Annotated in this window: 11 protein-coding genes; 2 read left to right on the forward strand and 9 right to left on the reverse strand. The window is 60.6% G+C overall.

What is annotated here, in order from left to right:
* The first annotated feature begins 9 nt into the window (after positions 1-9).
* A complete protein-coding gene (locus AC07VV_RS01385) occupies positions 10-879 on the forward strand; it encodes a TauD/TfdA dioxygenase family protein (RefSeq protein WP_495034953.1) in 870 nt (289 codons plus the stop codon).
* A gap of 43 nt (positions 880-922) precedes the next feature.
* Here the strand turns inward: AC07VV_RS01385 and AC07VV_RS01390 are convergent, their stop codons facing one another.
* The 3 genes from AC07VV_RS01390 to AC07VV_RS01400 are packed head-to-tail and all read right to left on the reverse strand — an operon-like array spanning position 923 to position 3,175.
* Entirely contained in the window at positions 923-1,612 is a 690-nt protein-coding gene (locus tag AC07VV_RS01390; protein WP_495034954.1) for a hypothetical protein, read from the reverse strand.
* Entirely contained in the window at positions 1,581-2,621 is a 1,041-nt protein-coding gene (locus tag AC07VV_RS01395) for a GSCFA domain-containing protein (protein WP_495034955.1), read from the reverse strand. The genes AC07VV_RS01390 and AC07VV_RS01395 overlap by 32 nt, the downstream gene beginning before the upstream one ends.
* A gap of 38 nt (positions 2,622-2,659) precedes the next feature.
* Complete coding sequence (locus AC07VV_RS01400; RefSeq protein WP_495034956.1) at positions 2,660-3,175, reverse strand: GNAT family N-acetyltransferase; 516 nt, start codon at positions 3,173-3,175, stop codon at positions 2,660-2,662.
* 437 nt (positions 3,176-3,612) lie between these two features.
* Between AC07VV_RS01400 and AC07VV_RS01405 the strand changes: the two genes are divergently transcribed.
* Positions 3,613-3,876, forward strand: coding sequence for a hypothetical protein (locus AC07VV_RS01405; protein WP_493157887.1), 264 nt, complete (start codon positions 3,613-3,615; stop codon positions 3,874-3,876).
* 113 nt (positions 3,877-3,989) lie between these two features.
* Here the strand turns inward: AC07VV_RS01405 and AC07VV_RS01410 are convergent, their stop codons facing one another.
* The 6 genes from AC07VV_RS01410 to AC07VV_RS01435 all read right to left on the reverse strand — a co-directional run bounded on the left by AC07VV_RS01410 (position 3,990) and on the right by AC07VV_RS01435 (position 13,266).
* Positions 3,990-5,039 carry an NAD(P)-dependent alcohol dehydrogenase gene (locus AC07VV_RS01410; protein ID WP_495034957.1) on the reverse strand — a complete coding sequence of 350 codons (1,050 nt, stop codon included), beginning with the start codon at positions 5,037-5,039 and terminating at the stop codon, positions 3,990-3,992.
* A gap of 127 nt (positions 5,040-5,166) precedes the next feature.
* Complete coding sequence (locus AC07VV_RS01415) at positions 5,167-7,722, reverse strand: fimbria/pilus outer membrane usher protein (RefSeq protein WP_495034958.1); 2,556 nt, start codon at positions 7,720-7,722, stop codon at positions 5,167-5,169.
* 89 nt (positions 7,723-7,811) lie between these two features.
* On the reverse strand, positions 7,812-8,558 hold the full coding sequence (locus AC07VV_RS01420) for a fimbrial biogenesis chaperone (protein WP_273538283.1): 747 nt from the start codon (positions 8,556-8,558) through the stop codon (positions 7,812-7,814).
* A 73-nt stretch (positions 8,559-8,631) separates the two neighbouring features.
* Entirely contained in the window at positions 8,632-9,222 is a 591-nt protein-coding gene (locus AC07VV_RS01425) for a fimbrial protein (RefSeq protein WP_096820622.1), read from the reverse strand.
* Positions 9,223-9,356: 134 nt separating this feature from the next.
* Positions 9,357-10,004, reverse strand: a complete 648-nt coding sequence (locus AC07VV_RS01430) for a response regulator (RefSeq protein WP_102622153.1) — start codon at positions 10,002-10,004, stop codon at positions 9,357-9,359.
* Between the two features lie 43 nt (positions 10,005-10,047).
* Positions 10,048-13,266, reverse strand: coding sequence for a hybrid sensor histidine kinase/response regulator (locus tag AC07VV_RS01435; RefSeq protein WP_495034959.1), 3,219 nt, complete (start codon positions 13,264-13,266; stop codon positions 10,048-10,050).
* Between the last annotated feature and the right edge of the window lie 51 nt (positions 13,267-13,317).

The following is a 13,317-nucleotide window of genomic DNA, read 5'->3' on the forward strand; positions in this document are numbered from 1 at the left end:
TGAGGAAACATGGATCAGTTGGCACTCAAGGCAATCGAGCGCATCGCCGCAGAAAAACGTGCGCCGTATCAGCGCATCACGGTCGACCGGATCACGCCGATCATCGGTGCCGAAATCGGCGGCGTCGATCTTTCGCAGCCGCTGGAGGACGATCAGCTCGCGGAAATCCGTCGGGCCTTTCTGGAGAACCACGTGCTGGTGTTCCGCGATCAGCATCTGACGGTGGAGGAGCACAAGGCGTTTGGCCGGCTGTTCGGCGAACTGCGGGCCTTGCCGGTGGAAGACATCGACGGCGATGACCCGGAACTGGTGGTGATCCGCGCCAATGCGCAATCACGTTACGTGGCCGGCGAGACCTGGCACACCGACGGCACGGCCGACCTGGCGCCGTCCATGGGTTCGATGCTGTACGTCAAGGAAACCCCGGCCATCGGCACGGGTGGCGATACGTTGTTCGCCAACATGCACCTGGCGATTGAAATGCTCTCGCCGACGATGCAGCAGTTTCTCGGCGAATTGACCGCGATTCACGACGGTGCAATTCCGTGGAAGGGCTATGAGGCGCCGGCCAACCTGCCCAAGACCGAACACCCGGTGGTGGTGCGTCACCCGGAAACCGGACGCAAGTCGCTGTTCGTCAATTCCGGATTCACGTCGCACATCGTGCAGTTGTCCGGGGGCGAAAGTCAGGTGCTGTTGAACATGCTGTTCGACCTGGTGGCCCGGGAGCCGTCCCTCAGCTGTCGCGTTCGCTGGGCGCCGAACACGCTGGTGTTCTGGGACAACCGCTGCACCCAGCACCATGCGATCTGGGATTATTTCCCGCATTCGCGTTATGGCGAGCGGGTGACGATTCTCGGCACGCAGCCCAAGGCTTGATGGTGCTGAAAAAACCTGTGGGAGCCACTTGCTCCCACAGGTGCTAGACGCCGCGACGGATCAGTTGTTCGACGATCAACTCACCGAACGCCAGATTGCCGTGCAGCGGGTCATCCACTTCGCAGAACGCCTGACGCTGAAACCCCTGCTCATCATTCGCGGCCTCTCGCACGTCGATCAGCTCGACGCCAAGCCCTTGCAGGCGCTCGATCAGCAATGACTGCGCGGCCATGAACACGCGCGCGTCGGACAGCTCCGGCACCCGTTGCGGCGGCAGTACGGCGAACACTTTGAGATTCAACGCCAGGGCCTGTTCATAGAAAGCCAGCGCAGGGCGGGACAGGGTGTCGATGACCGTCTCGAACAACGGCCCGGCGAGAAAACCGTCGTCGAACTCACCGTGCGGATTCTGGTAGCAGGTCCAGTTCGGCGCGGTGGCGAGGTAGTGCAGGCTCAGGCCGATAGTGCTCACCAGCGGTACACCGACCTGCGCCAGTTGCGGCACTTCGAGCGTGTCGAGGGCCTGGCGATACAGCCGATCCATTTCCCCATCCCGAAAGACCACGTCATGACGGGTCAGCTGGAAGAAATCGACGGCGAAGTCCCGACCGGTTCCCAGCGGACCACCGCCGAAAGGCAGCTCACGAGCCTGCGCCGCCTTGCCGATGACGCCGGCATGGGAGTCGCCCAGCAGCAGAAACCTAGGCGTAGTAATCAAGTACGGCGTCTTCACAGACAAGATCCTCGCTGGACACGCTGGTGGAGGGGGAGGTGGTCGGCGCCTGCACCGATTGAACCGCGTCGAGCCCGGCAAAGAATTGCTGCATCACGAATGCCACACCTTCTGGCGTGACTTCACGCTGGTTGGGCTGGTAGAACGCGCCCTTGAACGGCGTGCCGGTGATGATTTCGTAGGACGGGAAATAGTCGACGTCGGGCAGGTCTTCACACAATTGTCCGGCCACGGCGCGCAGGACCGATTTGGAGTAGGTCGTCGAGCTCAGCACATGCTGGCCCGTGGCGGTTGCGGTCAAAGGCACCGGTGAAACGGTGAGCAGCAGGCGCAGTTGCGGGTTGATCGAACGCATCAGTTCCAGCGCCCTGACCATGTCGCCATAGGTGTCCATGAAGCCGAAATTGCAGAAACGGTGGAGCTGCGGATCGAAGGTGCCGCGCACGGTGCCGGGGCACACGGGATACACCAGACCGGTCTGGCGATGTTGCCAGGCTTCGGTCAGGCCAAGGGTGAACACAAACACCTTGGCCTGGCGCAGCGCTTCGCGAATAGCGTCCAGGGTGGCCTCGCGCGACTCGAACAGGGCCAGCTCGCTGGCAAATCCGTCGGGCTCCACGGCTGGGCGGAAAGGGTCGAAGAAACGCCCGTCATGGGCCCAGGTTTCGCTCGGAGGCGAACTCACGCCCAGCGCCCATTCGAGCCATTGGCACAACATCGCCGGGGTATAAAGATTGCCGGTGCGGAACGAAAACACCCCGTAGTTGTGATCCTTCCAGTCCGCCTCGGGCAACGCGTCCGGTGCGGGTTCCGCATCCAGCCAGTTCATGCCGCGCGCAACCAGCGCGCGGCCGATGTGCTGGGCAAAACAGGAGCCGGCGGTGACGATGGCGTCCTTGTTGCCGATCTCGAATTGCGGTGTCCACAGCTCACCGATGTCCAGCGCGGACTTGTCGGCCACGGCCGTACGCCAGAAGGAACGTGGGGGCAGGCATTGATAGGGATTCACGACGAGAGGCCTCCTTGGCGAGTCGTTGAGCGTAAGGCTCAGCGGATTTGATAGTGATAGATCAGATCGTCGAACCACCGATCACCGATCTGGTAGGCCTGCGGCACACGACGTGCGAACACAAAGCCGCATTTCTCCAGCACCTTGCAGGACGCGATATTACCGTCGGTCACGGTCGACTCCAATGAGTCCAGCCCGATGGATGCGGCATGGTCGATGATTGCCTGCCGCGACTCGGTACCAAAACCTTTGCCCTGATGTTCCGGCAACAGCAGGCAACCCACCTCGGCATGCCCGGGCGAGAGAATGCGCAACCCGGTCACGCCCAACTCCTGGCGGCTGGCCCTGTCGGCCACCACCAGACACAACCAGTGCTCCGATTGCGGCCCCCACGCCGGGAGCCGATGCTCGAAACCTTTGCGAACCTGCTCCTCGGCAATTTCACCGAACACAAACTGCATGGTCTGCGGCTCGGAGTGCAGCCTGAGGAACAGAGGCCAGTCGGACTCGACCATCGTGCGCAGGTCCAGTCGATCCGTGGATAGCTCGAGCATCCGCTGCTCCTTGCAAGGGTGGGAAAGGGAGAGAGTTTTTTACTGGGTGTGGGGGGAAAGATCAATGCAAAAGCAGGCGTTTACGTAATGACGTTGTTCATGGAAATCCTTTCCGCAAAAACTCGGGTCTGACGACCTTCGAAGACGATTGATATCTTTTTGATATCAAAAGGCTACTTCAAATGGAGTGATTTTGGAAAGCCATCCCGGGTTTCGCAGACGGCGTCTTGTGCGCGCGGGGCCAGATGGCGTGCTTTATCCGCCACTACGGCCAGGCCTCGAAGGCGCCACTCGTGCGTGGAAATGGTTCCATGAAATAACCTGAAAGTGGATCTCGTGGAGGGGCCAATCAATCCCTAAGATTCTTCTGCAGCCTATGAAAACAGCAGGTTTTTTCATTACTTCAGGAGGGTCTCCCGGAAGGGGGATTCATTGTCATGACGCCAGCCAGCAGCTATCCACTCGCCTGGAAACTCGCGGCCACCATTCTGTCGGTCGCCACGTTATCCGGCTGTGAGCCACCCACCCGGGCGGACTTCATTAAATATCCGACCTTGAGGCAAAAGTGGGCAATGATCTGCGATGCGCGCAGTCATGCAGCGGAAGTCAACGTCGAGGGATGCAAGCATTGGCGCGACTGGCAAGCTGCCAGTCACCAACCGGTACTGGACAACCTGATGAATCAGAATCTGGGCAAATGAACGGTCCCGAAGCGATCTCGGTAACAGAAGGGGGTTGGGCCAGCGGTCATCCCGGGGCATTGAAGCGCCCGGGATTTTCGTCGTTACATTGACGCGTTCGTCGAGCCCGGCGCTCAGCCTGCCAACGTCGCGTTATCAATCACAAACCGATACTTCACATCGCCCTTGAGCATCCGTTCATAGGACTCATTGATCTGATCCGCGCGAATCAGTTCGATGTCGGACACGATGCCGTGCTCGGCGCAGAAATCCAGCATCTCCTGGGTCTCGGGAATGCCGCCGATCATCGAGCCGGCGATGGTGCGCCGTTTCATGATCAGGTTGAACACGTTCGGCGATGGATGCGGTGAGGCGGGGGCGCCGACCAGTGTCAGGGCGCCGTCACGCTTGAGCAGCACCAGGAACGCATCGAGATCGTGAGGGGCGGCGACGGTGTTGAGGATGAAGTCGAAGCTCTTGGTGTGCGCGGCCATTTCTTCCGGGTTGCGCGACACCACCACTTCATCGGCGCCCAGTGCTTTCGCCGCTTCGCGCTTGGACTCGGAGGTGGTGAACGCCACGACGTGCGCACCCATTGCGTGGGCCAGTTTGATGCCCATGTGGCCCAGGCCACCGATGCCGACCACGCCGATCTTCTTGCCCGGCCCGGCGTTCCACTGACGCAGTGGCGAGTAAGTGGTGATGCCCGCACACAGCAGCGGTGCGACGGCGGCCAGTTGTGCTTCGGGGTGTCGGATGCGCAGCACGTAACGCTCATGCACCACGATGTTTTGCGAGTAGCCGCCGAGCGTCCAGCCGGGGGCGTCCGGGGTCGGAAAGTTGTAGGTGCCGATCATGCTGTCGCAGTAGTTTTCCAGGCCGGTTTCGCAGTCTTCACAGTGTTTGCAGCTGTCGACGATGCAACCGACGCCGACCAGATCGCCGACCTTGTATTCGGAAACATGGGCACCGACCGCCGAAACGCGGCCGACGATTTCGTGTCCCGGTACGCAAGGGAATTGTGTGCCGGCCCACTCGGAGCGCACCTGGTGCAGGTCGGAATGGCAGATGCCGCAGAAGGCGATGTCGATCTGGACGTCATGGGCCGCAGGGGCGCGGCGATGGATCTGGATAGGCTCAAGGGGTTTGTCGCCCGCGTGGGCACCGTAGGCTTGAACTAGCATGGGAACGTCCTCGATGGGGTGGTCGAAGGGCCATCTTCCCGTTCTGCCCCGAAGGCACGTTAGTGCATTTCTATCGATTCCTTGCCTGATCCTGCCCGATAGTCGTCGAACGATGAGCCTCGCCCGTTCACGGCTGGCACACCAGACTCACACGCTCGTAGTTCACGGACTTGTCGCGCTCCGGCAACGAATAGGCGGCCGTGCATTGCTGACCATTCCATTTGATCAAGAGCGTGGCTGCATCTTCTTCCACCAGCGCCAGCGCTTTGCCGCCGGGGTCTGAAATCGCAATCTGTTTGCCGGCGCGGTCTTCCAGCGCAGCGCCGAACGGCAGGGGCTTGTGTCGAGCATCGAACAGCTCGAATTGCACGCGTCTGCCGCTGGTGCTGGCGTATCGGGCCAGCACCACGGCGCCGCGCCTTGGCACGACTTGTCGGGTCGCGTTGTCGATCTCGATGTCGGCGCCCAGGTCCCGCGTATCGAGGCTGATCCAGTTCACCCGATAAGGTTGCGCATTGGGCACGACGGCAAAGCCGTTGCGCCCGGTTTCGGCACCGCTGTAGCTGCCGATCTTGACCCCGGCGACGCCCGGCACTTCAGCCAGCGCGAAGGTTTCACCCACCGTTTGCCCAAGATTGATCCCGCCTCCGTGGGCCACGACGGCACCGGCAAGGTTGAGGTTCTGCGAGGTGTAGCCACGCCCCTGGCTGTAGCCGGCACTGACGTTGGCCACGGACGTGCGGGTGCTGAGGTTGGCCGAGGCCGAGTTGCCACCGTTGCTGCTGTTGCCGCCTTGCAGCGAGTAATAGGTGTCGCTGTCTTCCGACAGATAACCGTTGATGCCCACTTGCGTGCTGTCGCTGTCCTTCTGCGTGCTGGCCGAGACGAAGGCACGAGGTGCCCGAGGTCTGGAGCCCAGCGGGAATGACAGGGACAGATTGACCAGAGTGTCGTTGTTCGAAGGACCGAAATCACCGACATCCTTGGAGTAGGTGGCACCGAGGTTGTACGTCATCTCGCCCCAGACGTTGCTGTAGCCGGCCGAGAGGCTCTGGGAGCCCCCGCGATTCCAGTAGCGCTGATCGCTGGCGTTGAGATAGACACTGCCAAATTGCTGTTGACGGCCCAGGCTCTGGTTGACGGTCAGATCGGTACGGGTTTTCGAGTTGGCGCTGCGTCTTGAGCTGTCGGAGCCGAGTTCCTCGACATGCTGGGTGAGCGTCCGATAGCCCTCGGTGGAGTATCGGTAGGCGGCGAGGGTGAAGCTGGTGTCGGTCCCGGTGAACGTTTTTGCATACAGCGCCCGCAGGCTGTTGCCCTGGGTGGATTGTCCGGGGGTACGGCTGGCCGAGTGGGTCAGGTCGATCGAAACAGCGCCGATACGGGTGTTGCGCCCGGCACCAAGCGCCAGCGCCTGGAAATTGTCCGAGGCCTGGACACCGACGATCCCGGTCAGGTTGCTGCTGATACCGTAAGCCAGCGTGCTGCTGACAAACTGCGGCGACGTCAGCCCCTCGCTGTTGCTGTTGTACTTGCCCGCCGAGACGCTGTACTTCGCCTGACCTTCACGCACCATGATCGGCAGGCTGGAAAACGCCTGCAGCGTGACCCGGCGACGGCCATCGGCCTCGATGATGGTCACTTCCAGGTCGCCGTTGGAGCCGCTGGGGTAGATATCGCTGATCTCGAACGGACCCGGAGGCACGTTGGCGGTGTAGAGGATGTAGTTGTTCTGACGGATCTCCACCGTGGCGCTGGTTTCCGCCACACCACGGATGATCGGCGCGTAGCCGCGTTCGCTGTCCGCGCGCATGCCTTCATCGGAGGCCAGTTTCAGGCCGCGATAACGCACGCTGTCGAACAGGTCCGTGTCGGAGAAGATATCGCCCGCACTGAATTGCCCCTTCAGCGCCGTCACATCATGCTGCACGAAGCTGCGGTTGCTCTTGAAGGTGCTCGGTTGCCCGGTGGTGCTGCTGAAGTTCGACTCGTTACGCAGCCGCCAGCCGCCCAGGTTGATCCCGTTACGCAATCCCAGGTTATTGGAAAGTGTGGTGCTGTGATCGGAGCTGTTGCGGCTGCTGCTCAACTGATAGTTGATGAAGGCTGCCGAAACACCCTGATCCCACAGCGCCGGGTCGACATACCCGCGCATGCCGCGCTGCATGGCGATTTGCGGCACGCTGACCATCAGGCGCAGCCGGCTGACGTCGTAGCGCACAGTGGCTTTGTCGATCAGCTCGGGAAGGTCATGACACGCGTGCGGATCAAGAGGGTTGAGCTTGCCGGTCGCCTCGATTTTTTTCATGTCGATGCCCAGTTGCCGGAGCATGTCCAGGGTCAGACAGGCTTGAACCTTGCCGTTCTTCGCATCGCGCCGAAAATCGATATCACGACGCCCCACCAACACCTCGTTGCTGTAAAGGTCTACCCGGTAATTGCCCGGCAGCACGCTGTTGGCCGACAGCAACAGTTGCAGGTCCACGGACGACTGGGCGCCCTGAAGAAACGCGGTGTTGAATTGGTCGAGCGGTTCTTGCTCAGGCTCGGCGGCGGTCGCTGCGATGGGCAGGCAGGACGCAATGATGATGGCCAGCGTTGGGCTCAAGCGTGATAAGGGAATTGCCAGTTGCCAGCTGTGGTTTACGCCACGATCTTGTCTGTCGCGAGTGAGTAAAAACATGCAATTGACCTATATCACCCCCGGTACGCATGACTGAGCGGAGCGAAGTGAAGTACGGTTGATATACGACTGATAATTAAACAGGCGCGTTAAGGCGATTCTTTGGCCAGGCTGGCTTTCGCTGTCGAACTTCCGGCCAGTGCTGTGGCGTAACGCTCTTGCGCGCCGTAGTCGTTGATGCTGGTGAACGACAAGTGGGCGGTTTTGATGTTTGTCAGTTGTTGGGTGGCGAACTCTTTTTGCTCGCCCGGGGCGATCATCAATGAATCAACTACTTTTTCAGCCGATGTTCCTGACTGCAGTTTTATATCCACCATGGACACGTGGTAGAGACCGGGGTTTTTGATGCTCAGGGCTGTTTTTCCTGCCCGTTCCACAAGCGCCCATTGCAGTTCGGTCGGTGCCAGATAAGCGTTGGCGTTCAACCCGGCCGGGCGGAAGAACACTTTGATGCGCTGGCGCACGGCGAGCTGCAGCGTGTTTTGTGCCTTGGCGGCCTGAGGGATCTCCTGGACATTGAGCCAGACCACCGACTCTCTGTCGGACGGCATGCCGGTGCCCTCGTAGATCACCCGCAGCAATTGCTGTTCGTTACCGGTCACCCGGGCCAGCGGCGGGGTCACGGCGAAGGGCACCGAGGCCGTCTCGGACCCGTCGCGGTCGACCCAGGACTGGATAAGTACGTCTTCACCGTTATTGCGCACGGTGATGCCGGCCTCTTTGTGCTTGCCGTCGAACACCAGGCGGGTGGCGCTCAAAGAGATACCGGCGCTGGCCTGGGCAGCCACGAGCAAGCCCAGGAGGCCCAGGCAAAAGGAAAGGGGACGAACCAACATGATCATTACCGATTGATTGCCAAAGAGAGGCGGGGCACCGGGCCCCGCTCCGGGGTCAACGTCTGCGCGGGGGTTATTCGTATTGCAGAACGAACGGCAGGGTGGCGTCACCGCGACCGGCGACAACGGTGTCCAGCGGGCCGGTGGTGACGTAGGCGGCCGAGAACTTCAGGGTGGTGCCGCCATCCTGCAGGGTGTTCTCGATGTGGGCGGTGGCGTCCGAAGACAGATCGATCAGCGCGCCGTTGGCGTCGAGCAGGGCGATACCGATGTTCTTCGCCGCGCCCAGCCCGTCGATCAGTTTCAACACCTTGGTGCCTTCGACGAGGCCCGAGCCGGCGCCTTTTTTCGGTTGGAAGATCATCGACACCTTGGTGCCCTTGTTGCAGGTGATCTTCATGTCGAAGTTTTCGGCGCTGAGCTTACCGCTGCCGATCGGTGCGGCTGCGGTGCCCATGTCCTTGATCGACACTTCACCCATCGGCACGGAAATGGTCTTGTTCAAGTCCGAGCTCTGAACCGAGCAGGCATCGTTGTTGATGATGCCGGAGAAGTTGATGGTGCCGGAGCCGGCCTTGGTTGGAACGACCGGGTCGGCGGCAAATGCATTGCCGGTGGCGCTCAGGATCGACAGGGTCAAAAATGCCAGGGTGAACTTTTTCATTCTGATTTCCGTATGTGTTTGAAGTGCAGCGTTAAAGTGCGCTGCCACGATACGAAAGCTGTTCAGATGAAAAAATCAGACGATCCTTAGAATCACGAAATGCCCATGAATGAACAGTCGCTGATGACGGTTCGTTAGTTGAAAAGTTTGCGCTCGATGCAGTAAGCCAACAAATCCTGATCACTGCTGACTTCAAGTTTGCGCATTGCGGCGATCTTTTGCGTACTGATGGTCTTGGCACTTCTGTTCTGGCCACGGGCAATGTCGCTGACACTTTGGCCTGCAACAAACAGGCGCAGGATTTCATGCTCCTTGGGTGATAGTCGGGCAAAGCGTTCGTCCAGGTCGGCGGTGGACTCGATCACCGAAACCGGCTCTGGGGTCGCACTGCGGAAGGGCCTGCCACTGGCGACAGCCTTGAGCGCGACTTCGATTTCGTTATGCAACTGATGTTTCTGGATGACCCCGAGGACGCCCAGTTCATGCAGGCGGGTCAGGATCAGCGGATTGGAGATCATGGTCAGCACCAGGATCTGCACATGGGGAAAGTGCCGCTTCAGGTACTCCACCAGTTTGAGACCATCACCATAGGGGGAGTCCGCAGGCATGTTGAAATCGGTGATGACCAGGTCGACAGGCTGGCTTTCGAGCAGCTTGATCAGCCCGTCCGAACTGATGGCTTCGCCCACGACGCTGAAATGCTCGTCCCGTTCTACGAGTTCGCGCACTCCCAGCAACACGATGGGGTGATCATCCGCGATGACAACGTTCAGTTTTTCCATGACCAGGTGTCCGTAAGGTGTCGTTGGGTAAATAAGGGGGAGGTTACTTGAATGTCGCCAGTAACGCGTTCAGGTCTTCAAGAACCTGGTGAACGTCCAGCGCCAGGGCCGGGGTGAGTTTGTGCCCGGTCAGTCGGCATTCCAGCAGGGCGCAGGTCTGGGCGAGGGCGCTGGCCTGAATGACACCCAGTGAGCCGGCGATGCTGTGGAGTTTTTGTGCCGTGCGGTCAGCATCTTCCTGGTTCAGCGCTGTGCGGATGTCCTGCATGTCCTGTTGCAGGGTGCTGATGAAGAGCTCCCGCATTTTCGCTGACAATTGCACAGGCGCTTCAGTCGAGGAGGGGGCCTCGACTATCGGAGCGCTGTCGGCATGCGCGGCCACGGGCTTGTTGCAGTGTTTGATCAACTGCGTTCGCAACGTTTGCAGGTTCAGAGGTTTGACCAGCCAGGCGTTCATGCCCACGGCGGCACAACGTTCACCTTCCTCGCGCAGGGCATTGGCGGTGACACCGATTATGGGCAGGTCCGCGCCGCGTTGGCGCAAGGCTGTGGCCAGTTCGTAGCCGTTGATGATTGGCATGTTGACGTCAGTCAGCACCAGGTCGAACAGCCCGGGCAGCCATTGGGCCAGTGCCTGTTCTCCGTTGTCGGCCGCTGTTACCGAACAGCCCAGGGCTTCCAGTTGTTCCTTGATGATCGCCTGATTGATCGGGTTGTCTTCGGCCACCAGGATCCGCAGATTCAGATCGGCCGCTGTTTCGGGCAGTAAAAGTGGCTGGTGTACATCCGCACCCTGCAGCGCACGGCTCACGGCCCGGGCGATTGCGCGGACATCGTGAGCGTCGACTTCGCGATCCTGCGTGGTGCCCGACGGCGCTTTGCGGGCGCCTGCGGTGGCGATGATCCGCGGGCCGGGCCAGGGTGTTTCATTGCCAATCGGCAGCATATCCACCAACAGCGCCGACGTCGTGGCGGGTTGACTGTCGCCACCCACGACCCGGGCGTCTGCACCCAGGCGGTTGAGCCAGGCGCACAGGTGCTGCGCGAGCTCCTGAGCCTGTGCACGGACAAAAAACGGTGGTGTTCCCGGTATGAACTCGGGGCAATCGGCCAGTTCTCCCGGCAGACACTCCAGTGTCAGTTGCAGGGAAAAACTGCTGCCCAGACCGGGCTCGCTGACCACTTTGAGCTGGCCCGCCATCAGGTCGCACAGCCACCGGCAGATCGCCAGGCCCAGCCCCGCACCTGCTTCACTGGAGGCATCGCGGACCTGATAGAACGGATCAAACAACTGCACTTGCTGGGCCTGGGAAATACCGATGCCTGTATCGCTGACCTGCCACTGCAGGCTCACGTCATCGGCGCTGCGCTCCAGCACCCGGACCCGCAGAGCGACCCGACCGTTGTCGGTGAACTTGATGGCATTGCTCAACAGATTATTGAGGATTTGCCGAATGCGCAGCGGATCACCGCGAACCCGGTCCGGAAGGCTGGCATCCATGCAGGCGTAGAGTTGCAGCCCCTTGGCTTCGGCGAAGGCACTGTAGGTGCGCAAAGTGTCTTCGGTCAGTTCCAGCGGGCAGAAATCCTGGTCTTCGAGCGTCATTTGCCCGGACTCGATCTTCGACACGTCCAGCACATCACTGATCAGCTGGAACAAGGTGGCGGAAGACCGCTGAATGGTATTGAGGTACTGCTGCTGACGCGGTTCCAGCGGGGTCAGCCCCAACAGTTCGAGGGTGCCCAGCACACCGTACAACGGCGTACGGATTTCATGGCTCATCGTCGCCAGAAACCGGGTTTTGGCCGCGTTGGCCGAATCGGCGGCTTTGCGTGCGTCTTCCAGTGCGGCGGCATCTTCGACCAGGCGGGTGACGTCATGGATCGCGCACAGCCAGGCATCCTGTCCCTGATAACGGGTGGAGGTGAAGTCGACATGCAGGTGACGGCCATCGATCTCAAGGTCGGTCTGCCCGGAACGGATGAGATCGTGCTGACGATTGAGTACCGTGATCAGTTTGGTGCTGTCCTGCCATTGCTGGGCGCGGCGGTTTTCCAGTAACACGGCATGGTCTCTGCGGCGTATGACGCACAGGCCGGCCGGTGCCGTGTCAATGACTGTGCGGCTGAACGCTTCGCTTTCGGCGATGCTTTCGTGGGCCCGGTGGGCAGGCAGCACCACGCGGCGCTTGTACCAGCGATTGAACGCCCGGCCACCGCCAAACCCCGCCAGCAGCAACGCGAACAACGCCAGCAACGGCCACAGGGCGTAGTTGAGGAAGCTTTTCAGGCTGATGACGTAAATCCCCGACCAGTGCCGTTCGCCCGGGCTGGAGACTTTGAACACCAGCCCGTCGCGGTTGAAGTTCAGTCCTTCATCAATCTTCAGATCAGGTTTTATCGCACCGATCAGCGCTTCACCGGAGGGGGCGATGAGGGTGAAATGGTCGTAGATCGACCACTGCATGATGCGTTCGATGTTGTTGACCTGAGCCAGGTTCAACAGTGAAGCGACCACTACCCAGGAGCTGGCGCCCTCGATATGCATCGGGGCCGAAGACAAGTCGATGTTGACGTAACCGAGCACGGATGCCTTGGCGCTGTCACCCTCCGCCGCGTTGTACTGCACCCAGTGAACCCGGTTATCCAACGGCTTTGGGTTGGCATCGTGCAGTCGTTGCAGCAACTGCTTCATTACCCCGACAAACTCCCCGCCCTGTATCTGGCCCTCGCCGCGCAGACGTCCGGCGGCGGGCACGGCGATGTCGAAGTTGTCCGGGACGTTGAACAGGACAACTTGCGGTGACTGAAAATGCGAGGCCGACCAGAAGGCGCTGTAGTGATCGGCCAGGTGCGCACCGAGGTTGAAGACTTTCAGGTGCTGACTGGGGGCGATCTTGTCCGGATCGACCTTCACACTGAAGGGCAGGGAAAAGGAGTGCTGCTGGCCCCGGTAGATATCGGGCCCCTCGTCAGGCATTGCCTGTTGCAGCGACATGGGGATAACCGTCGAGGTCAACATGCCGCCCTCGGCGCTGTGCGCAGACAGCGTTTCGAGAAAGGCTTCCTGTTCGTGCAGATTCTCCAGCAACCGCGCAAAGTGGAATCGCACCGTGTCGTGCTGCTCTTCGAGCGTGCGCTGCACGCCCCAATAGCTGATTCCGATCAGCAGCATGACGGTTGCGCACAGTACCGTCAGGCCTTTGTTCAGGCGCAGCGAACTGTTGGCCAGTTTGTCGAAAATGGCGTTGGGATGATTCATCGCACGGCCACGCGACCGGTGAGCGCAAAGCGGTTGAGCACTGAGACCTCG

Source organism: Pseudomonas sp. GW821-FHT02C04, assembly GCF_059421845.1.